At 45.0% G+C, this 23,775-nt stretch carries 12 protein-coding genes; 8 read left to right on the forward strand and 4 right to left on the reverse strand.

Annotation, left to right across the window (positions count from 1 at the left end; all coding sequences use genetic code 11):
• Positions 1-29: 29 nt before the first annotated feature.
• Both E5672_RS05205 and sbcB read right to left on the reverse strand, forming a co-directional pair.
• On the reverse strand, positions 30-1,685 hold the full coding sequence (locus tag E5672_RS05205; protein WP_136781229.1) for a FapA family protein: 1,656 nt from the start codon (positions 1,683-1,685) through the stop codon (positions 30-32).
• Between the two features lie 125 nt (positions 1,686-1,810).
• Positions 1,811-3,241, reverse strand: coding sequence for an exodeoxyribonuclease I (gene sbcB / locus E5672_RS05210; RefSeq protein WP_136781230.1), 1,431 nt, complete (start codon positions 3,239-3,241; stop codon positions 1,811-1,813).
• A 256-nt stretch (positions 3,242-3,497) separates the two neighbouring features.
• Between sbcB and E5672_RS05215 the strand changes: the two genes are divergently transcribed.
• The 3 genes from E5672_RS05215 to E5672_RS05225 all read left to right on the forward strand — a co-directional run bounded on the left by E5672_RS05215 (position 3,498) and on the right by E5672_RS05225 (position 9,023).
• Entirely contained in the window at positions 3,498-7,238 is a 3,741-nt protein-coding gene (locus E5672_RS05215; protein ID WP_136781231.1) for an ATP-binding protein, read from the forward strand.
• A 116-nt stretch (positions 7,239-7,354) separates the two neighbouring features.
• Positions 7,355-8,422 carry an isoaspartyl peptidase/L-asparaginase family protein gene (locus tag E5672_RS05220; protein ID WP_136781232.1) on the forward strand — a complete coding sequence of 356 codons (1,068 nt, stop codon included), beginning with the start codon at positions 7,355-7,357 and terminating at the stop codon, positions 8,420-8,422.
• 181 nt (positions 8,423-8,603) lie between these two features.
• Positions 8,604-9,023: a CBS domain-containing protein gene (locus E5672_RS05225; RefSeq protein ID WP_039223874.1), complete on the forward strand. Its 420-nt coding sequence runs from the start codon at positions 8,604-8,606 to the stop codon at positions 9,021-9,023.
• A gap of 217 nt (positions 9,024-9,240) precedes the next feature.
• Here the strand turns inward: E5672_RS05225 and E5672_RS05230 are convergent, their stop codons facing one another.
• Together E5672_RS05230 and E5672_RS05235 are read right to left on the reverse strand one after the other, a co-directional pair.
• Entirely contained in the window at positions 9,241-11,538 is a 2,298-nt protein-coding gene (locus tag E5672_RS05230; RefSeq protein WP_136781233.1) for a phytase, read from the reverse strand.
• A gap of 145 nt (positions 11,539-11,683) precedes the next feature.
• Positions 11,684-14,389 (reverse strand): TonB-dependent receptor, encoded by a 2,706-nt coding sequence (locus E5672_RS05235; protein WP_136781234.1) that lies wholly within the window; start codon positions 14,387-14,389, stop codon positions 11,684-11,686.
• A 373-nt stretch (positions 14,390-14,762) separates the two neighbouring features.
• On the opposite strand from E5672_RS05235, the gene E5672_RS05240 reads away from it, so the two are divergent.
• The 5 genes from E5672_RS05240 to E5672_RS05260 all read left to right on the forward strand — a co-directional run bounded on the left by E5672_RS05240 (position 14,763) and on the right by E5672_RS05260 (position 23,642).
• The gene (locus E5672_RS05240) at positions 14,763-15,674 is read left to right on the forward strand and encodes a diguanylate cyclase domain-containing protein (protein ID WP_136781235.1); all 912 of its coding nucleotides are present in this window, start codon (positions 14,763-14,765) and stop codon (positions 15,672-15,674) included.
• 88 nt (positions 15,675-15,762) lie between these two features.
• Positions 15,763-17,142, forward strand: a complete 1,380-nt coding sequence (locus tag E5672_RS05245) for a helix-turn-helix domain-containing protein (protein ID WP_136781236.1) — start codon at positions 15,763-15,765, stop codon at positions 17,140-17,142.
• 416 nt (positions 17,143-17,558) lie between these two features.
• Positions 17,559-18,905, forward strand: coding sequence for a Na+/H+ antiporter NhaC family protein (locus E5672_RS05250; protein ID WP_131136201.1), 1,347 nt, complete (start codon positions 17,559-17,561; stop codon positions 18,903-18,905).
• A gap of 100 nt (positions 18,906-19,005) precedes the next feature.
• A complete protein-coding gene (gene hrpA, locus E5672_RS05255; protein ID WP_136781237.1) occupies positions 19,006-23,001 on the forward strand; it encodes an ATP-dependent RNA helicase HrpA in 3,996 nt (1,331 codons plus the stop codon).
• A 338-nt stretch (positions 23,002-23,339) separates the two neighbouring features.
• Entirely contained in the window at positions 23,340-23,642 is a 303-nt protein-coding gene (locus E5672_RS05260) for a PilZ domain-containing protein (protein ID WP_071814512.1), read from the forward strand.
• The last annotated feature ends 133 nt before the right edge of the window (positions 23,643-23,775 follow it).

Here is a 23,775-nt window from a genome sequence, read left to right on the forward strand (position 1 = left end):
TAAAAGATTAAATTAAAGCTAAGCGATACTTAAATAATTGGCTCGTAATGCCACTGATGAGAGTCGTAATGAATTTGAGCACGATCGTACTCTCTCTCAGAGCGCCAGTTTCTGTTATTTAACTTAGCTGAAACACCTGGGTAGAGCCTTTTATTGGCAATAAGCTTAATGTCAGATTGATAGTGCTCTTTGGCCGCTTTTACATCGTCAGCTTTGTTTTCTAACCACTCGAGTAATGCACTTTCGTTATTGAAAAGCTCTAGGGCTTCAGCGGCTTTGCGCTGGAGTTCTTTGGGTATTTTCTTGGTTTGAATAAGTGCAATTTTTTCTTTGTGTTTTAGGTTGTTTTCGCGAATTTGTCTTAATAGTTCATCCAGCGAGTCTTTACGTTCTAACAACTGATTAAAGCCAGGGCTGAAGTCAACTTTTAAGGTACTGCCGGAAACGGCGCCAAGCGTACCTGCTTCTACGCGATCTTGACTAATGATGTCACACGCGAACAAATTTCCCATAGGCTTATCAATTTGCCCAACGATAACAGCACCACCGCAGCGAAGGCGGCTGTAGGCAAGTTGTCTTCCAACCGTAATATTTCCCTTACATTGGATGTCGATACCTTGGCCATGTTGAACGTGAATGCTTCCCGCTGCCACTAATCGACACTGAAAATCACCTTGCTTGTCATTAACCTTGCCCATGGCGCCTTCTGTGATAATAATATCGCCACCGGATTCAATATAAGCAGATTCCACAAAGCCGTTTATTGTGACATCACCCGCCGCTTTGATTTCCATTTTCTCGGTAACATCGCCATTAACGAGTACAGCACCTTCATAGTTAACGTGGCCTGTACCCACATTAACGCCATTGCAAATAAAGGTGTCATCGATATTCATGACGTGGTCACGGTATTTTGGCATGCCCGAAATCGACGACATCAATAGGTTTGCGTCGCTGTCAGACACTACGGTTCCCGTTCCCATTTTAAAATCTACCCACTCACCCTGAACGGCAGGAAGCGTATTTCCTTTCACATCAAAGCCCGAACGGCCTTGGGTAGGTGGTGTACGACGCAGAACAGGCGTGTTTACCTTAACGCAGATGACTTCGCCTAAGTTACGCATATCAACCCGTTCGCCTTCGTTAGTTTGAGGCCTAAGGACTCGTTCTAGCGCGTTGGGAACAAGTGGAACAAATTTGGAATTTTTACCGTTTCGAGCGGGAAGACCTTTAGCAATGGTTTCCTCTAAAACTGTGCCAGGTGCCGCATTTCTGGCCGCTTTTAGCATAGCGTCTATCTTTTTAGTGCTCACACCACGAATGACTCTGTTTTTAACGGCTAGCGATTTTACGGTAGCAAGGGAAGGCAGTTTACCGCCGTAGGGGGTGGTAAGAACCAAGTTGGCCATCATGCCGTCTTCTGGAATTCGAAATTCTATTTCGGCGTTTTTGCGTTCGCCAATGCGTTCTTGAACTACGGTGCCGTCACCGGTTTTAAAGTAATGGTTTGCCGTGTCGCAGGCTGATTTAAGTGATTTCTCAGACACATAAAGGCGCTTGGTTTCACCGGTTTCTAGCTGCTTTCTAACCTCACGCATATCAACCTCTGATGTAAACTCAGAAGGGTTTAGCATAATGTTGATATAGGTTCTTGATTTATCGAAACTTATTGTTACGCCGTTCATGACATCTTATTCCCTTGCGCACGTGTATTGTTATTATCGGCGGAGGTTATCAATTCCTTGATTACGTTTTTTCCTTTACCGCCTTTGTCCAAGCACCTTTAATTTATGACGTTCTAAAACCTCCGTCAAAGGTTTTTAGCATATTGATAGAGCGCGCGTAATATAGCCTGCTTGTCAGGGTTGTCGCTGTGCTCATGGGCCAATGATTCAAGCCTTATCATGTAGTTCTCTAAGGTAATCGAGCCGCCAAACGCTTGGTCTGTAAGGCGTGCTTGACGGTGATATTGCCATTTCGTCATTTCATCTGCTGTTAGCGTATTAGGGTAGTTCCGTGCCCGATACCGAAATAACTGTTTGCGCAAGCCCTCGTGCTGTGTTTTTTCGCTAAGCGTGGCAAGGTCGTCTGGTTTGGCATTAATAACACTTTCACACCAGCGTCTATCCTCGTCATTTAAAAAACCACCACTATATAACGCATGATCGATATCGGGTTCTGAACTGTTAATTTCTTCGTTATATACCTCAACAAGCTTTCCAACTAGTTCAGGGGTGCCTGCCAAAGTCTTGTAATTATTTAGGCAGCGTTCACGATCCAACCCCAACCTGACAGCGTTTTCTTCCGTCATGGCTTTAGCGGTTGTTATAAACGGCGAGCGATTGATATGAATAAGTTTAAGTCCAGGCCGCTCTTTTGCATCAGAGTAAGTATCTGCTGGCGCGTACAGCGCCTGTCTTATATCTTCGGCTGTGTCATTAACCAAACTGTCAATATCGTGCGACAAGTCAATCGCGATAAAGGCATTTGAGTTAGTAGGGTGCTTAGCGATAGGCATCACCCAGGTGCAGCAACCCTGAGACGCAGGTAATTTAGATGATATATGCAGAAGTACTGAGGGTTTGCTCACATCAATCTGCTGCATTACCGTGTGTTTATTGCGAAGTGAAAGCGCGTAATCAAATAAACGAGGTTGCTTCTCTTTTATCAATTTGGCCAGTGAGATAGTTGCGTATACATCGCTTAAGGCATCGTGCGCGTTTTCGTGGCCAATATTATTTGCTTCGGTAAGCGACTCAAGTTTGAAGCTGGGCGTGCCATCTTCTCGCTGCGGCCAATTAATCCCATCAGGCCTTAATGCATAACATGCTCTTGCTACATCAATAATATCCCAACGGCTATTCCCATTGCGCCATTCTCGTGAGTAGGGGTCGTAAAAGTTACGGTAAAATAAGTAGCGCGACACTTCATCGTCGAAGCGAATGCTGTTAAACCCTACACTGCAGGTATTCGGCGTTGACATTTCTTGGTAAATTCGCGCGGCAAAATCTGCCTCGTTTGAGCCATCTCTAATTGTTTGCTGCGGCGTGATGCCCGTGACTAGACAGGCTTCTGGATGAGGTAAGTAATCATTGGCAATGGCGCTCATAATATTGATGGGCTTGCCCACAACATTTAAATCCATATCCGTTCTTACCGCGGCAAACTGGCAAGGAAGATCTTTTTGTGGGCTTGTGCCAAATGTCTCGAAGTCGTACCACAAAAATGTAGGTGTGTGCATAACCACCAGTGCTTATTAGTAAAATATTGCACGCAGTGTACACCGCAAGAAATTGAGTGTACACCGCAAGAAATTGAATACCAAATGCTGTTGATTTTATATCCAACGATACAAACGTAGAACCGATAGTTTTATTGTTGTTAACGTGAGAACGGTAATTCGCGCCACCTTCAGCGGATTTTTATCTCGTTAACTTGCGTAACAAGAAAACCCTTACTAGCTTTAAGTTATTACAAGTTATACGGAAATTACCTGCTTGTCGTTCCTACCATCAAAACCTGCGCTTAATGAAGCGAAAAGCACGTTTGCGCTAGCCATCGCTCTTGCTGCGGCGCTAATTGTGCTGGTCGTTAGTCTGTTTGAAAGCAACATTAAAGCAACGGCTGAAAGCCAAGCTTTTCAGACGCTAGAGAAAAGTACGTTGAATGCAGAAAACGTAGCAGAAACGCAGGTTGTAAAATATCTTAATGCCCTAAATTTTTTGCATCAAACACCTCCGATAAGCGGTATTGTTCGTGCAACCCAGAATAGCAATGTAGACCCTAAAGACGGCACTACTCTTGAACAATGGAAGCATCGCCTAGAAACTATCTTTGTTGCTTTTATCGAAAATAACGAGGAAATAGACCAGTTAAGGGTGATACAGGCCGATAAAGAGGGGACCGAATTTCTTAGGGTTGAGCGCAAGGGCGGGAGCGTTTTAATTGCCCGTGAGTCTGATTTGCAAGCAAAAGCGTCTCGCGATTATTTCACTGAAAGCGTAAAAAGTAACAAGGGCGAGTTTTATATATCTGATATCAATTTAAATCGGGAACATGGCAAGCTTGAGTACCCTTATAAAAGTGTAATTCGTTTATCCCTACCAATTCTCAGTGATGAGGGAGAGCGCTACGGGTTCATTATTATGAACGTCAATGCGCAGTATTTGCTTTCCCAAATGACTAAAGCACTAATGGAAAATCAGGCGCTTTATGTCACTGACCAAGATGGATATTTCGTATTACACCCCGACAGTCAAAAATCGTTTTCTAAAGACCTAAACCCCGCAGTAACCTGGCAAAGCGAATTCTCGGTAACGCAAAGTTTAGGGCGCTCGAAAATAATGCCTAAAAACGAACAGCAGGGTGTGCAATTCGCGGTTTCTCAGGCGTTTGCTATAGGTGCAAGAGATCGTGACACACCTTTTTACCTTCATATACTGCTACCTCAAAGCCAAGTCAGCGCCTTAATCAACGAAAAACGTTTAAGTGTTTATAGTGTAATCGGTATCGTTTCAATTATTTTCATAAGCATTTTGCTGTTTGTGTATCGCAGTAATAATAAAAATATTGAATTAGCCAAAGTGCGCGGTGAGTCAGTCGCTATTGTTGATATTTCGAAGGACGCTATATTTAGCGTAGACTCAATGGGTATAGTGAAAAGCTGGAATAAAGCTTCCGAGTCACTTTTTGGCATCCCTTCTCAGGTTATCATTAACCACCACTATTCGACTTTTAAGCCATTGTCTTTGTTAGGGCTTGAAGATGTACTTGCTAAAGGAGGCAAGCAAGTCACCTTTACTAAGCCTTACGTTGATGATGAAAAACATGAACATTCACTATTGATAACCGCGTCAACGATTTGGGGCGATCAGTCACAGTTCTCTGGTGTTGCCGTCGTTATCCGGGATGTAACAGACGAACATAAAGCAAAGGATGCCATTGAACGAGTAAACCTTAAGCTTGAAGAAAAAGTGGTGAGCAGAACAAAAGAGTTGGTAGAAGCAACGCAAGAGGCGCGCAAGGCCAGTAAGGTAAAGAGTTCATTTATATCGAATATTAGCCATGAAATGCGTACACCTTTAAACGGTGTTGTAGGTTCTCTTGCGTTATTGAAGCGGCAACCGCTTAATGAAAAAGCGGAGCAATTGGTTTCCATGATGGAAATTAGCTGCAATAACCTAAGCGTGCTGATAAATGATGTACTTGACCTATCGAAGATAGAAGCTGGAAAACTGGATATCAACCATCAGTTTTTTGATCTGATAGATCTCATTGAATCTATGGCCAAAGTCTTCGCAGTGAAGGCCGCAAGTAAGGGGTTACAGTTACTTGTCGATACCACTGAAGTTCCGACGATAGAAATCAATTCCGACCCTCATAGAATTAACCAGGTATTGAGTAACTTGCTAAACAATGCCATCAAGTTTACTGAAAATGGCCATATAGAATTAAAACTGGCATTAAGTGCATCGGAATCTGGTAAGCAGCAGCTTCATTTTATTATACGAGATACGGGCGTCGGCATCGCGAAAGACAATCAGCCTAAACTTTTTTCTGCATTCACGCAGGCTGATGCGTCTGTAGCAACCCAATACGGCGGAACTGGGCTAGGTTTATCCATATGTAAACAGCTATGTCAGTTGCTGGGTGGTGATATCTCATTTGAATCTGAGCTAGGAAAGGGAAGCACGTTTTCATTTTTTATTTCAATTCCTGATACAAGCTCAGACAGAGCAACAGAGTTTGCTGAGATTCAGCAAGCTGAGAGAACACTACTTAGCAATATAAGCCTTGGTGTTGCTTCAGAATATTCACCTCTACAATCACATATCTGCAAGTTAGCTGAGCATGTTGGCGCCTCGCCAAAAGTGCTAGAAGGTCAGGCGGATGATATTCAATGGCCTGATTATGACGCGCTATTAATTGATGAATCTAGCGCATTAATTGGTGAAATTGACAAGATTTGGCAGCGCCACGCTAGGGGTAACGATATTAGCACCATGCCTACGGTATTTATTCTTCAAAAGCTAGAGGGAGCACCTTATGAGTTTACGCATTTCACCCCATTGTATTTACCCAAGCCCTTGTTTCGCTCTACGTTTGTTACGTTGAAACAAGGTTTAGATGCCGTTCAAACCGATGGCAGGATAAAAGTAGATGCCAAGGCAAAAAGCGAATGCGATAAACAGGAAGCTGAAACTCCTAGTGAACAAGATGCAGGTGCGTCACCTTTCTCTATAGAGGACACACGTCTTCTGATAGTTGACGACAACATGATTAATAGAGAGGTGGCTAAAGGTGTATTGGAGTGTTTACCGTCTAAGTTATTTACCTGCGCAGACGGGGAAGAAGTCATTGATTTTCTTCAAAAATGTGAAAGTAAAGGACGCCAAATCCACGGTATATTAATGGATTGCCAAATGCCAAACATGAACGGCTACGAGGCTACTCGTGCTATTCGTGAGGGTAAAGCAGGAATGATGCATGTAAATGTGCCTATTATTGCAATGACTGCAAACGCCATGCTTGGTGAAAAAGAGAAGTGTTTAGAGGCGGGAATGAACGACTTTGCCACTAAACCCATAATTGCTGATGTACTCATACCCAAAGTGAGGCAGTGGCTAGTTCACCAGGTTACATCACTGGCAAGCACCGAGATTATTGGTATCCAAAGCCCTGCTTTGGAAAATGCCAAACAAGGTATCCATGATGAGAACAATCCACCCCTGGTGGATAGCCTACTCAGTGCGATAGATAATGAAGTGAAACAGCGTGTTGATTCGGCTGACGATTTCAATGAAACAGGGAAACATAATATGAGCGACGATGTGCTAGCAAACGCTGAACCCAGTGAACTTTCAGCTAAACCTGAGAGCGTGCCCAATCAGAAATTAAGCACGTTAAGTGATGAATGCTGGGAAAAGGACGATGCTATCGCACGTATTATGGGGGACAAGGCGCTTTTTACTCGGGTGTGTGACCTATATTCACAAAGCGCCCCAGAGAAGTTTAAGCTTTTGGAAAAGGCGGTTGAACAGCAAGATTTTACGCAAGTGCAAGTGCTGTCACTTAAACTTAAAGGCATGTCAGCTGATATCGGCGCTGTGCAGCTGCAAAAAGAATTCGAAGCCTTGTGGGAGTTATCAAAAGTCGCCGATTGGGTGAAAGTAAAAGCGCTGCTTCCTTCCATTGGCGACGATCTTAATACCTTTTTGGAGCTTCTTGACGTGGCCTAGCTTGTCTGTCGTTTATGTGTCATCGTAAGCTATTGTGAATAGCATAATAACGTCCCACGCACTGACTTCATACACCATTACATGAAGCGGTATTTTTCATTAAAGGAGTAACCCGTTTGTTCTTATCTCGCTTATCTTGCCAACCACATAGAATTCGCCGCACTCTGTATACCATAAGCACCCTGGCGGTTTCTTTAGCTTTCACAAGTGTTCCCGCATTAGCGGCTGATCTCGAACCGCAAGGAAAACCACCCGTAGCTATCGCTATTCATGGCGGTGCGGGCACCATTTTAAAATCATCGATGACGCCAGAGAAAGAAGCGGACTACAAGAAAGTATTAACTCATGCGGTAAAGCATGGTTACACATTGTTACAGAAAGGCGAGAAAGGTGAGGTTGCGGTAGTAGAAACCATCAAAATTCTTGAAAGTTCGCCGTTGTTCAACGCTGGTATTGGTGCGGTGTATACCTTCGACGGTGAGCACGAACTTGACGCGTCTATTATGCATGGAGGCAGCAAAAATGCAGGTGCTGTAGCGGGCGTTAAAACAATAAGAAGCCCAATTGAGGCAGCGTTAATGGTAATGAATGAATCTCCACACGTTATGCTTTCCGGTAAAGGGGCTGAAGACTACGCAAAAGAAAACGGCCTTGAGCAGGTAGACAACAGCGTTTTTGATACTGAGTTTCGCAAGCAGGCTTTAGATAAAGCGAAAGCGCGTATGCAGCAGGTCTCTAATGGTTACGGTTCGCAGCAAGGCAATGAACGCTTTGGCACCGTCGGGGCGGTGGTGTTGGATAGTGAGGGTAATATTGTTGCCGGAACATCCACAGGCGGAATGACGGCTAAACGATACGGACGCATTGGAGACTCGCCTGTTATTGGAGCGGGGACCTATGCCGACAATGAAAGCTGTGCGGTATCGGCCACTGGGCATGGTGAGTATTTTATTCGATACAACGTGGCGGCTGATATTTGTGCCCGAATGAAGTACCAAGGTTTGTCGTTAAGCGATGCTGCGAATACCGTGGTGAACGACGTGTTAGTTAAAGCTGGTGGTGATGGCGGTGTAATTGCTATTGACGCAAAAGGCAACGTAGCAATGCCATTTAATTCTGCGGGTATGTACCGCGCTAGTATTGATGTAAACGGTAATGTGAAAGTGGCAATCTACAAAGACTAACCACTGCAAAATCTATTTGTTATTTTAATGTTAAATGTGCTGGCTTGTACGCAACGAAAGGTCTAATCTTAAAGTGTGGGGGAAAGTTGCTTTCACATGTGGTTAAAAATAATTGAAGTGCCGTAACGCCAAATAAGTCGCAGCATCGGTCACATTAGGCGCCACGGCTGGAGAATTGAAAATGGAATCGTTGCAAGTCAGTGATTATATGAATACTCACCCAGTGAAGCTTAATGTCGATATGCCCGTTGCGCAGGCTGTCGAAGCGTTGTTAGCCAGTGGGCAAAGTGGTGGTCCGGTACTCGATAGTAAAGGCAAGGTAGTGGGCTTTTTGTCTGAGCAAGACTGTATCGCTCAAATGATTGCGTCAAGCTACTATCGCGAGCAAATTTGTAGGGTAGGGGAAATCATGAAAACGCCCGTGGTTTCAGTTAAACCCTATATGTCGGTAATAGAGTTGGCGCAATTGCTGTTGAAAGAAAAGCCTCGGGTTTACCCTGTCGTAGACGATGATGGCGTGCTTTTAGGCTCAATTAACCGAACTGCTGTGTTGCGTGCTATTGATGTTCAATTAAATGATGGCTACCAGCGCGCAGGTTAAACGTCGTTCAGGCTAAATCCCGATCAGTTAGTACTTTAAGACTTGGCATATTAGGGGTAAGCGTTGTTTACGCTTTATCAGGCGAAAATGCGGCGGTGGGGTAACAATGCATAATACCAAAGCGCTGGTATGCTTATTCCTATATAAAAAAGGAGGCTTTGCTTAGGGCCTCCTTTTTATTTGCTGCACGTATTATTCGTTATATTTTTTAGTGGCGTTATGGCTTGGCGTTCGCTAATTTTGTGATCGCATCTTTAAGTGACGTACCAGCAATTAGCTTGAAGTTTTGGGTTTCGCTTGGCATGACGTTTCTACCGTCTTGCACTACCCAAAGCCCTTCAGTGAATCTTCCTCCCAAGTTTGCGTTGGTGACCTCCAGTCCATCTGTTTCTGAAACCCCATCAATTTGTTTGTCTTTGTCTGCTGCAATTTGAACCAGCCCCATCAGTTCCAATTCTTCAGGGTTTTCATTATGTATGTGATAGATGGCATAGCTGTTATTACCCTGACTAGATGCGATTAGGTAAGTTTGCGAATCTACGTCAAACAGAGCCAGCCCTTCAATATCAGCTTCTACGGGGGCTTCTATCTCAGCAATGAACTGAGGCTGGTTGCTGCTTGTCGTTATATCTAAGGCCCAAATCCCAGCACCTTCCTCACCTAAGTAGGCAGTTCTTGTTTTAGTATCTACAACACATCCTTCTGGCTGTGAGGGCAGTGAAAAGGACTGTGTTAAGTGCCCATCAACTTTTTTGTTGGAGGCAATAGACACGCGATAGCGTTCGAAGCGGCCACTGGTGTCGTTAGCTAATACATGAGCTACTCCGTCTGACACAAACAAACACATGCCGTAAATATCATGAAGTGTAGTGCTTATATGCCCAAGGTGGGTCATAGTGCCAAGCTTATCTATTTCAAATACAGACAAGCTGTTGTGCGTTCGGTTTGATGCTACTGCAATATCAATGAATGATGCATCGCTTTGCTGTGCGTTAGCTTCTGCAACAGATACCTTGTATCCCACATCAACGTTATTCACTCTGCCAACAGGAAGGCTTTGTACTAGCTTGCCGGCTACGTCATAGCTATTCAATGCGCCTTTCTTGTCGGTACCGATTACGCGACTTTGTGAAGGGGTATTCGAGTTTACCCAAATGGCAGGGTCGTCAGCGGCGTCACCATGATTTTCCACTGGGTCAGTTTCAACATCGGGCTTAACCTTCACGGTAAGGTCTGCATGTTGCGATGTTGTGCTTTGTATATGCGTGCCCTCTAGGTAATTTTCTTTTGGCGAGGTGGCTTCAATATTTGTGCCGCATTGTCGATTAAGTAGAGCTGCGCTTAGTTTTGAGGGTAGTTCGGCAGAAAACACGTCGCCTGATTCATCATCGTCAACAACAAGAGAAACATTTCTGCCATCTTCACTCAACGATAGGTGAACGAGCTCAGGCTGAATAGAAGTAGACTTGTTGCTTGCTTTTAATTGGCGAACTGCTGAATTACTTTCGTTGGCCGTATTCATTAGCGAGAAAAATTGTGTAAGACATGGCGCTTTAAGCCATACTCCGCTGGCATCCGGGCTTACCCAGGCAGCGATATCCAAGCCATCTATCGTAGTTGAAGATAGGGTGGCTACACCTTCAACAGCAACATCTTTACCATGAAAAATAAGGTTTTTTGCTAGCTCACTTTCAATATTGGTATCTAATTGCCACACACCGGCAAATTCGTCAGCAAGGTATAGCGTGTCGGTGTTGGCATTTATAGCGCAACTTTTAATGCCTGGACCTATCGCAAAGTCTCTCAGCGATAAAAAGCGCCCACTATGAATTTCATACTGATTCAGCGTGCCTGTAGCATCGATATTGATAATTTGCAGTTCGCCAGCGCTTGACGTTGAAGCACAAATGGCTTCAGAGCCGTTAGTTATCTTGGTTTGCGGTTGAGCAAATTCAAGAGATGCAGTGTCAATGCGATACACCTCTATGTGCTGAGTGTTGTTATTAAACACGACCAAAGACACCCATTGTTTTGTATCTGACTTTACAACTTCGGCACTTGCTAGGCTGTAATGTCCCGCAATGAAGTGTTTTTTCCCTGCAGAGTTGTTCAGTGATATACCCTTGTGTTCGCTAATATTTATATTGATAGCGTGGGTGTCTGCGTAAGCGTTATTAACATGGGTGTCTACGTAAGCATCATGTTGAGTGTCTATGCTGGTGTTGCTGGCATAGGTGTCTTTGTTAGCGTCTTTTTTGGGGTTATTGAGATGTTTGGCGTAGTTTTGATAGTGCAGCGCTAGGCTTAGGCCGTTTGTTAGCTTTGTTAGCGGTAAGGCGCTGTTTTGAATTTCTGCTTCTTGTGGCTGGCTTTCACTGTGCACTAAAGTGGTATCTGCACTGCTATTTGAAGTAGTTGAGGCTGCGCAGCTAAATAACGAGAGAAGTACGCTTGAAAGTGCCGCTGCGGTAGCTTTGGTTTTAAAAACTACCTTGGTGTGACGCTGATGGGTCATTGTTGTTATTGTCCTGAAACTTACTTGAGTTAAACCCGTGCTCTACCTTTCTATTAAAGCAGGGCTTACAGATTATTAAATGTAGGTCTAAAGGCCGAACTAACGCCGGCCTTCAAACCTAACAAACTACTTTCGATATATCTGCCTAGTTGAGTTGCCAAGTAAAGCCAAGCTCAAACGTGCGGCCGTATTCTTCATACTGCGCATTTTGGCTGCGGGTATCGAAATAGTTGTAGAAGGGTTCGTCACCTAAGTTGATGCCGTTGAAATAAACCTGCATGCTGTCATTGATGTAGTAGCGCGCCATGAAATCAACCTGTACATGGTCATCTTCAAATCTGAGCATGTCACCATCAATTTCTTCGAAATTTTCGCTTTTATAGGTGGTGGCTAGACGCACACTGAAGTCATTTGCTTCGTACCCAATAGTGATGTTGCCAATGCGGTCTGACTGATTTGGTAATTGGGTTTCAAATTTTTCGCCATCTAGGAACGTTGTCGCTTCAGAGTCGGTAAAAGTGGCGTTGGTAGACACAATAAAGCCATTGTTGAAGGCTTTCACCCAAGATAATTCTAAGCCGGTTAAATCGGCAGAGTCGCCGTTTATCGGCTGTATGACTTCTTCGAAGCCTTCCCAACCAGTAGTGCCTGCAACATCAGCGTACACAACAAAATTGTCGATATTTTTGTAGAACAGCCCCGCTGAAATTACACCAATGTCACCCGGGTAGTACTCAATCGATAGATCAACGTTTTGTGCTTCATAAGGCTGAAGTTCAGGGTTGCCAACTTCTGCCGCTCGCTCAGTCACAAATACGCCATCATCTTCTTCTGTTTTACTCTCGATAATTTGAAATGCCGCTACATCTTCAAATTTTGGTCTTGAAATAGTGTGGGTGTAGGCAGCGCGAAGCTGAAGTTTGTCTGAAACGGTGTATCTGGCATTTACACTGGGTAACCAATGATCGTAGTCACGTTCTGCTTCCCACGGCGTATTTACCACTTCTTCCACGTCGGTTTCTTCGTTTTCTACAAGCTCTACTCGCATACCCGATGTAGAAAAGTCAGTACGCTCATAGCGAACACCTGCTACCAGATGAAGTTTATTTATATCTACGCTGCCCATGATATATGCGGCAAAGATATCCTCTTCATTCACATAGGTCGCGCCGCGAGACTCCACCTCAGAATTCAGGCTGTCTAACTCAAGGCTGCCGCGGTTATCGTTGAAGTAATTACGCATTTCACTTCGATTTAGGCCAGGCCCAAAGTCACCAAGAGAGTAGTCTGGACTAGCAGCTCCAAATTGCGAAGCATCTAGGTCGTCGAAGTCTCCATCAAAAATAGCGATGCTGCTGTCGCGGTCTTTTTCTCGGCTTCGGTATTTAGAACCAATTTTTAACTCACCGATGTAGCCGCCAAAATTAATGGGGCGAGCCGCGTCGAATTTAATGCTGGTTTCGGTATCTTTGGTGTAGTTATCTTCAAAGCTTATCTCATCGACCTCATAGGTTGATAAGTCCATGGCATCAGCGTTTTGCGATACGGTTGGACGCATAGTGTTTAAATCAGCTTCAATACTGTCATTTTCAGTTTTAAACACGTAGTACAGTGCATCCGGTTCGTCTTCATCAGACTTTGCATAACCGAGCTGCCAGTTTGCTTTCCAGGTATCTAGTTGGTGTTCACCGCCTAACGCTACGGTAAAAATACTTTGGCTTTCAAAACGGTCTTTGCTTTCTCTTTCTATTTCTGAGTCTTCGCCATCGAACGTGAATATATTGCCTTGGCGGTACTCGTCGTCAGAAAACTCACTGTAAAGTGTGCGAAGAAAGTATTGGTTGTTGAAGTCAGGGCGAAAATCGATATTTAACGCACTACCTAAACGTTCGCGAGTGATCGTGTAGTGACGTTGCTCAAGCTCATCGTCACCGTTGCTTTCAACATTATCTGAACCAAAATCTCGGTCAAAATAGGAAATAGCGCCAGCCACGCCCCATTCGGGTGAAAGCTTCTTAGTAAACGTACCAGAAATTTTTGGGCTGGTTTCATCGCGTAAATCATTTTGACTGGCTTGTACGGTAACGCTCGCGGTATCTCGAGCCTTATCAAATGCACTCACGCTTTTCACCGCGACTGAACCACCAATGGCGTCTGCGTCCATATCGGGCGTTACCGATTTAGACACCTCTAAAGTCTGGATAAGTTCAGAAGGAATAACGTCAAGTGCTACTGAGCGAACACCCGATTCAGGCGAGGGAATATTTAAGCCATTAATGGTTACGTTGTTTAAGTTGGGGTCGATACCGCGTATGCCGACGAAACGACCTTCACCCTGATCTCGCTCAATCGATAAGCCTGGTAAACGTTGTAAAGACTCTGCAGCATTTTGGTCTGGAAACTGCCCAATGGCATCCGCAGATACAATAGACGAGATACGATCTGAAGTTCGTTGCTGATTTATGGCGCTTGCCTGACCGCTTCGTTGACCGCGTACCAAGATTTCATCAATGGTATCGCCGCTGCCAAACTCCACGGCTGCGCGCGCAATGCCGTTGTCTGTTACTTTTATGGTTTGCGTAACCGTTTCCTCACCAAGATACGAAATTTCTAGCGTGTAAGTACCCTCTGGAATAGAGGGAAACCGAAATGTACCGTCTGTACCTGCTTCGGTGACCAGTCCTAATTCAAGAAGTTTGATTTGGGCACCGGTATAGCTGCGCGCCTGTGCCACATCTTTTACTGAACCGATAATTACGCCATCAGCAGCTGAAACAGGTGAAGCCATGCTTAGGCCTAATGCCGCTACGCAGGCAAGTGTAAGAGAAGAGTACGCGGTTTTAATTTTCATTTATTTTCCAGTTAATTAAGCAGTAAAAAGGCGTTTTGAATAAGTGCTAAATAAGTGAATGAGTACCCTAAGAACACTGCATGACAGTTATATGACGATTTAACAGAACAAAAGGCTCGCTTTCGGTAATTGTCTACTATTTGCAAACGGTTGAGCTAATTTGACCCTAATTTAAGTGGTTGAATTTAATTGATTTAAATTTCATTTTTGGCGTTCTTTGAGTTCGTTGCCATCAAGATGTCACATTGCTGAGCCAAACTGACCCTCGACAGTTTCATCAGATTTGGTCAAGACTCTTGTTTTGGTTGAAGCGCCGGTGGTCGCCGGACTAACGCGTGATGCATCTAATACAAGAGAACCCAAAGAGAGCAATATGTTTACCTTTACAAATACAACACAATTTAGACATCACAAGCTTTGGCTCGCATTTACATTTTGCGTAGTGGCATTGGCGATTTGTTTAGCCTTTATGTTTGGAAATGCAAAAGAAAGTGCGGTGATATCAGGCCTTGATATTGTGGGGGAGGGGAGCATTGCTTTTTTAACTCTGGCGTGGATGCTAGCAGCGCTTGCCAGCCGTCCTCCCGGCAAAGTAACCAGTCTTCTCACTGTCGGGCTCGGCTTCTTCTTATTCTCGGTCAGCTTAGATTTCTTAGATGAGTTTTTTCATTATCCAGACGCGGCTTATTGGATAAGTATGATCGAGTCTTACCCAGCAGCTGTGGGTATGGTAGTGATGACAGCGGCACTGTATCAGTGGCATTTAGAGCAGCGCGCATTGAATTTACAATTACGACGTCGAGAATGGGATTTTCGCGATCACGATGCCATCGATCCAATCACTCAACTTTACCGCGCAGAGTATTGGAAAGCACAAATTAATAAGCTACAGCAGTCGGGAAAGTCGGCGGTTATCGCTATTATCGATATTAACAACTTCTCTTTGTTTAACCAAAAACATGGGTACACAGAAGGCGATAGGTATCTGCACGACATTGCGCAATTGGTGATCATGAATTTGCGTCAGCAAGATTTAGCGTGCCGCTATGCCGGTGACCGATTTGCTATTCTGATGCCCGACGTCTCGCCTATGCAGGCTGACGTTATCCTCAACGATATCAAAGTGAGCATTCAGCACCTTGCGTTTAGACACAGCCAAAATGCAAACGCTATTTACACCACAGCACGCAGTACTCAAGTGAGTTTGCTATCCAACCAACGCCTTGCAACTGTGCTCAACACCATGCTCTCAAAACTGGAACGGGCCCATGACAGCGCAGCGTAACTAGGCCGGTTTGGTCGATGTATTTGGCGAAAGTAATTGGTAAGGGTAACCGGTGAAGATAAATAAAGATGCCTGCAGCGAGTAACTCATGGATTTAACGTTACCACGACTCAACGCACTACGAGATTCTGCTGACGAAGAGAAAGCTGCAGGAGCTCAGCGTCGTTATTTAACAGGTCTATCTGGCGTGGGTGTCTCTGTAAATGGCGATGCTGATGGGCTTGGCGTGGGTGTCTCTGTAAATGGCGATGCTGATGGGCTTGGCGTGGGTGTCTCTGTAAATGGTGGTGCTGATGGGCTTGGCGTGGGAGTCTCTGTTAATGGTGATGCTGATGGGCTTAGCATGGGTGTCTCTGTACATGGCGATGCTGATAGGCTTGGCGTGGGTGTCTCTGGTAGTGATAACGTAGTGATGTCTAGCCAAGAGAAAGTGATCTTTGGGTATTGGTTGGTACAGGCGGTACTCAATGTGTCGCTGTCTCGTGGCGCTAATAAAAATAAGCTGTTGCGCGGTACAGGCATTTTTGAAGATGCGCTGAAACCCAATACACTCTTAAGCATAAATCAATATTCATCGCTGTTAGTGAATGTTCAAAACCAAGCAAAAGGCGGCGATGTAAGTTTTTTGCTGGGAGGTGCTTTGGCCTCGCAGTGGCTATTTAGTCCACTTAGTGTGCTTAAATCATGTGAGGATGTTGAGCAGCTACTTTTACACCTTGTTCAACACCAAATATTCAGGTGGTGCAGCTTACCGCTGTGCCAGTTTCAGCGTTTTGAAACCGCCGATCATATAATCTTAGTGCCTCAGTTCACCGGGGTAAGCAGCAAGCAACTTCAGTTCATCATTGAAGTGGCATTCGCAAGCGTTGTCGCACTCATGAAAAGTATTGCAAATAAGCGATTGCGCTTGTCTTTTACTTTTACCGGGAGTCGACCAAAAAATATTGCTGATTACGAAACCCACCTTGGACTTAAGTTATCGTTTAATCGCCCTTTTAACAGTATTTGCATTGAAAAAGAAGTATTACGCGAACCTTTGGAGAAGGCAGTTCAGCCTAATTACTCTGCTGGTTTGCAGGTATCTTCGAAAGACTGTTTTAATGAAGGTGCAACGCAAATAAAAGAAAGGGCTTCTGTTGATTTACATAATCGTTTGTCTTTGCCTGATTTTGTGAGGCGTTATGTTTATGTGTCCTCAAGCACACAGGCATCAAATATCGGGTTACCTGAATTGGCGGATGCTTTTGATATCAGTGTGGCTACGCTTAAGCGGAAATTAAAGGAATACGGCACTAGCTATCGCTCGCTGTGTGAAGAAGTACAGCGCAATCATGCACTTTTGCTTCTGTCGGTTCAAAAGGTGAGTAACGAGGCAGCGGCCAATGCAATGGGCATTAACGATTTGCCTAACTTTAGACGTACGGTAAAAAGGCTTACCGGTAAAACTCCTAGCGAACTGAGAATTTAACGAGAATGACTAAAGTGTGCCTATGCACATTCCTGCGTAAAAGATCTATGCCACAGAGCTATGCAATACGGCTACAAAAAAGACTATGCCACACCGCTATGCAATAAGGCTAAAAAAACTAGGCTAAACACGCCTTCAACCGCCAAACGGCTGTCGTCTCATCTAATCAGAAATTCAAAATCTGAGTTAATGGCGGCGTTTTGCACAATGCAGGTGAGAGAGTCGTTAGAAAGTAAATCCCTTTTCAATGTCGCAAAAAACTTTTATCCTTTGCTGCTTTAGCTTTTTACGGTTCAAGACCGTCACAATATGGTTTCGTTGAAGCTTTTTTTACGCATTCGCAACCGGCAGCTGGCTTTTCAGCGTAGCCTTTAAACTTTTGCAGTCACGCAATAAAACCCAAAAGAGAGTGTTCTGTGCACGAAAATAATGACATTGCACCAAATTCTATCGCACCCAACCCGCTAGGTTTAACGCCCATTTTGCTTTTTGTAATTCTTGTTGTCGTGACAGGAGTTACCACAAACGATATTACCGCAATGCCTATTTTGGTTGCTTTCTTTATCAGCGCTGGGTACGGCCTATGTTTAAACCCGAAAGGGAAAAAGGTCAGCTTCTCGGAAAAAGTACAAACCTTTTGCAAAGGCGGCGGCGATAAAAACATTATTCTCTTGGTGCTTATATTCCTGTTAGCCGGTGCATTCTATGCGGTAACTATTGATATTGGCGCACGAGATGCCACGGTTAATATGGCACTACAGTTTGTGCCCTCGGCGCTTATACTGCCTGGCCTATTTTTGATTTGCTGTTTCATATCATTTTCAATGGGCACTTCTATGGGCACCATTACCGCGCTCTCGCCCATAGGTGCGGGCCTTGCCACAAGTTTAGGGCTGCCGGTGGAAATGGCGCTGGGTATTGTGGTGGGGGGCGCTATGTTTGGTGATAACCTCTCGTTTGTTTCAGACACCACCATTGCCGCAACCCGTACGCAAGGCGTACAGCTAAAAGACAAGTTTAAGGCAAACTTAATGGTTGCTGTGCCGGCGTGCATTGTCACCATGGCGTTACTGCTTATGGTGGATGTCGATACTTCTGGGATAGTTGAAGGCGGCAGCTACGATTTTTGGCGCATAGTGCCTTACTTGTGCATTATCGCTTTTGCGCTAACAGGGTTTAACGTCATTAGCGTGCTTGCAGTGGGTATTGCCAGTGCCTGCGTAGTGGGATTGCTTCAAGGCAGCTTCACGCCACTTTCAATGATGCAGAGCATCCAAAAAGGGATGGGCTGGATGCAAGACTTAGCTATGATCGCCATAACCATAGGCGGCATTGTGGCACTTATGCACGCTAACGGCGGTATAACCTGGTTAATCGAGCGTTTAACCCGTAAAGTCACGTCAAAGAAAGGCGCTGAGTTCAGTATTGCTGGTTTGGTTAGTTTTTTGGACATTACAACGGCGAACAACACTATTGCGATTGTTACCGCGGGCCCAATTGCTAAAGACCTGAACGAAAAATACGGCGTTGACCCTCGTCGTACCGCATCACTTTTGGATATCTTTTCGTGCAGTTTCCAAGGTTTGGTCCCTTACGGTGCGCAGCTTTTAAGTGCCGCGGCCGTAGTGGGTATTTCACCGCTAGCTATTACACCGTACTGCTGGTATCCCATGCTTATTTTTGTGTTTGGTGTGGCGGCCATTTGGTTCGGTTTTCCCCGTTTTAAAACGCCCCAAGACGATGAATTAACCCAAAGCGCTTAAATTCTCGTAACGCTTAACACACTGGCTTTTTAGGGCGGTATCTTCTAGGATCACCGCCCGAATTTTATTGATGATTAGAAACACGCTTTAGGATGTCACTTTGTCTTCACCACTTGCAATAAAACCTCTTTACAACAAACTAGATGATTGTTTGAGCGCAGATAAATTTCGCTTGAAGCGCCGCATTACGCAGCTTGCACAAAAAGTGAATGATAAATCTGGTGTTGAAGGAAAAGGCGCGGAGAAAAAAGCTGCTAATCCCAAAGCTTCAAAACGTGACAGCGCGGTTAGCGAAGATAGTTTAAAAGCGCAGTTTGAAAAGCTCGAAGGCGACATCAATGCATCGATAGAAAAGCGTAATTGGCGTAAAGACAACCTACCCAAAGTTGAATACCCACCGCTGCCGGTTAGCGATAAAAAAGAAGACATTAAAGAAGCGATTGCGAATAACCAAGTGGTTATCGTGGCCGGTGAGACTGGTTCGGGTAAAACTACGCAGCTACCTAAGATATGCTTAGAGTTAGGTCGCGGTGTAAATGGCATGATTGCTCATACTCAGCCAAGACGATTAGCGGCGCGAAGTGTAGCCACTCGTATAGCCGAAGAGCTGAACACGCCGCTTGGCGAAAAGGTGGGTTTTAAAATTCGCTTTAGCGATCAGGTGAGCGAGCGAAGCTACGTTAAGCTAATGACCGACGGTATGCTGCTAGCTGAAATGCAGCAAGACCGCTTTTTAAACCAGTACGATACTATCATCATCGATGAAGCTCACGAACGAAGCCTTAATATCGACTTTTTGTTAGGCTATCTGCGTCAGCTGTTAGACAAGCGCCCTGACTTAAAACTCATCATCACCTCTGCCACCATCGACCCAGAGCGATTCTCTAGGCATTTTAATAATGCGCCTATCATCGAAGTGAGCGGACGTACCTATCCGGTAGAAATTCGTTACCACGCGCCAGAAGACAATGATGACGATATTGATCAAAGCGACGCCATCGTAAACGCAGTCGACGAGCTAATGCGGGAAGCGCCGGGCGACATCCTGGTATTTCTAAGTGGTGAACGCGAGATACGCGACACCCAAGATGCCTTGAGCAAACAGCATTATCGCAACACTGAAATTGTTCCGCTGTATGCGAGGTTGTCGGCGGCAGAGCAAAACCGCATATTTCAGTCTCACAGTGGCAGACGCATTGTACTTGCCACTAACGTGGCAGAGACCTCGCTTACAGTGCCTGGCATTAAATACGTAATTGACCCGGGGTTTGCCCGTATTTCACGCTACAGCGCCAGAAGTAAAGTGCAGCGTTTACCTATTGAGCCCATCTCTCAAGCGTCAGCGAATCAGCGAGCAGGGCGATGCGGCCGTGTGTCTGACGGTATTTGTATTCGTCTTTACAGTGAAGAAGACTATTTAGGCCGCCCAGAATTTACTGACCCAGAGATCCTGCGAACCAACTTAGCGTCGGTTATTTTGCAAATGCTTGCTTTAGGGTTAGGCGACATCGCTGCTTTTCCATTTGTTCAGCCGCCTGATAACCGCAATATCAACGACGGTTTTCGTTTACTTGAAGAAATTCAAGCTATTGCGAAAGGTAAAGATAACCGAAAAACCAAGCAAAGCGGCAAGATGCAGCTTACTCCGTTAGGTCGTCAAGTAGCACGTTTGCCTATCGACCCTCGCTATGCTCGTATGGTGATTGAAGCCGAGCGCACGAACGCGCTCAGCGAAGTAATGGTGATTGCAGCAGGGCTTTCAATTCAGGATCCGCGGGAGCGCCCACAGGAAAAACGCCAGCAAGCAGACGAGAAGCACAGCGAATACCATGATAAAGATTCTGACTTTATCAGTCTTTATAACTTGTGGGTGGCATTCAGAGAGCAGCAAAACGCACTGAGTCAAAACCAATTGCGCAAATGGTGTAAGCAAAATTTCATCAACTATTTACGTATGCGTGAGTGGCAGGACATTGTCAGCCAACTTAAAAAGTCTATTGCTGAGCTGGGCTTTGGTATCTCAAAACAAGAAGCCGACTATCAGGCTATTCACCAAGCCATTGCCAGCGGCTTGCTGTCTCACATGGGCTTTAAAGACAAAGAGCGCGAGTATATGGGCTCGCGTAATTCGCGCTTTCTTATTTTCCCAGGTTCGGGATTATCAAAATCTCAGCCAAAATGGGTAATGGCAGCTGAGCTTGTAGAAACCTCTAAGCTATTTGCTCGTATGGTGGCAAAAATAGACCCAACATGGGTAGAGCCTTTGGCCGAACATGTTGTGCAAAGAAGCTATTCAGAGCCCCATTGGTCTAAAAAGCGCGGCGCGGTGATTGCCTTTGAAAAGGTTACTTTGTTCGGGTTACCCATAGTGATGAAGCGTGCGAAGGTTTATAGCCTTATCGACCCGCCAATTTGCCACGAGCTATTTATCCGCGAAGCGTTAGTCGAGGGCAATACTAAGCTCAATTACAGCTTCTTACAGGAAAATCAGGCGCTGCTTGAGCAGGCTGACGAGTTTGAACAAAAGACCCGTCGTCGCGATTTGATAGTCGATGATGAAGAACTGGTAAGCTTTTATGCCAAGCGCATTCCGGTTGAAGCCAATAATGATGCGGCGTTTAAGAAGTGGTTTAGACAGCATGGATGCAACGACAGTTTAACGTTTAAAGAAGAAGACGTATATCGTCAGCAGCCTGGGCAGTCGGTAGCAAACGCGTTCCCTGATGTTTGGCGCCAAGGCAATATTACGCTGCCGCTACGCTATAACTTCGAACCTAACGCTGAAGACGATGGCGTAACTGTTGTCATCCCGCTGCCTGTGCTTAATCAAGTTGATAACGTAGGTTTTGATTGGCTGGTGCCGGGGCTACGGCACGACCTTATTGTGGGGTTAATTAAAACCTTGCCAAAACGCTTGCGTCGTAACTTTGTGCCTGCGCCAAACTTTGCTGAGGCGTGCCTTGCTGATATAAGTGAAACGGATAAAAACAACCGTCCAGTGCCGCTGCTTGAAGCTGTAACCGATAAGTTACGCAAAATGACAGGCGTTATTATTGAAAGCGAAGAGTGGAATTTAGATCAGCTTGATAAGCATTTGAAAATGCACTTTGCGGTAGTTAATGACAATGGTGATGATATTGCCAAAGGTGACGACCTGCACGCGCTTAAACAGCAGTGTGCAGGGCAGGTGAAGCAAACCTTTGAGAAAGCCGCAACACCGGAATTAGAGCGCAACAACATAGAACAGTGGGATTTCGAAAGCTTGCCAGAAACCTTTGTGCAGAAAGTTGGCGGGTTTGAAGTTCAGGCGTTCCCAGCTCTGGTTCAAAAGGGCGATAAGGTAGATATTGCGCTAATTGAAGAAGCGGATAAAGCCCAACTGTTGCACAAGCAAGGCGTGAATGTCTTGATTAAAAACGCCATGCCGTCGCCCCTTAATTATTTGCAAAGCAAATTACCTAATAAAGCCAAACTGGGTTTGTATTTCAACCCATTTGGACAAGTGAAGGCGCTAATTGATGACTGTATTTTTGCGGGTATCGACGCCATTGTCAGTGATTACTGCAAAACCAATAACACCGACATTCGCAGCAAAGCCGATTTTGAAGCCTGTTTAGAGATTGCTCGTGCAGACATTAATGACAGGGTGTTAGAAATTGCCAAACAAGTGGAGCAGGGGCTTACCCTTGCGCATCAATGTCAGAAGCAAATGAAAGGTAATGTACCGCTGACGATGATAAACGCCTTAGGCGACTGTAAAGCCCACTTGGCATCGTTAGTTTTTCCTGGTTTTGTTTCTGAAATTGGCGAGAGTAGGTTAGATGATTGGAATCGTTATATTAAAGGTTTAGCTCGTCGGCTAGAGAAGCTCCCCATCGACCCTAACAAAGACAGAATGCATCAGGTAACGGTAGAAAAGTCGATTAAGGAATGGGAAAAAGCGTGCAGCAAGTACCCCAAAGGTAAAGTGCCGCCAGCTCTTAAAGACGTGCGCTGGATGATAGAAGAATTGCGGGTTTCCTTGTTTGCGCAGCAGCTTGGTACGGCTTACCCCATATCGGCGAAGCGCATTACCCTTCATTTAGCTGACTTTTAACGCCAACCTTAATGTTAAGTCCCATTTTCACCATGGTTTTTTCGCGCGAGCATGGCCTTAAATCAGTACGTTATTGTATCTAACCGGCCTATTTGCTGGACAACAAGCATAGCCGTCACCTAATGGAGGCGGCGTCGCCATTACATTGAGGTAAAAACAGCCCTTAGGGTTCCTGCTCTATGAATTTATTTTCCAACTGAACGGTTGAGGTAAGACCAATCCCTTTTTTACATCATTGTTGAATAAAATTTAAGCAGTTCGATTGACAAGTTATCGCCATCCCCCTATAACAACAGTTGTAGTCGTAAGCGTAATGCTAAAAATCAGGAGAAGTAGACATGTTGGGATACGACGATAAGCGAAATTTTTTCAGGATGATGGTAAATTCGCCGTGTCAGTTGCAAATTACTGACGATGAGTCGAGCCGCACCATGCAGGCAATGTGTAGAGATATCAGTGCTACAGGTATGTCTTTAGAGGTCGATGAACCATCGATAGAGGTGGGCACACAAGTAAGTGTTGCAATAGAATCGTCTAGCTCTCAAATCCCATCTTTAGCAGCGTTAGCGACGGTTGTGCGCTGTGAGCCTGAGTCGGAGACAAGCTGTATTATAGGCGTTGAAATTTCTCAGATGAAGTGAGCCTCTTTTATTAATCAGGCGAAACATTCCATTCGCCTGATGTTGTAGCTACGCTTTATGCGTGGTTTGCTGCTTTCAGCATCGGTATATTTAAAAGAAACACATCAACTTTTAGCAGCGTAGCATCTACTAT

Origin of the sequence: Alteromonas portus, from assembly GCF_005117025.1 — a bacterium.
Taxonomy (GTDB): Bacteria; Pseudomonadota; Gammaproteobacteria; order Enterobacterales; family Alteromonadaceae; genus Alteromonas; species Alteromonas portus.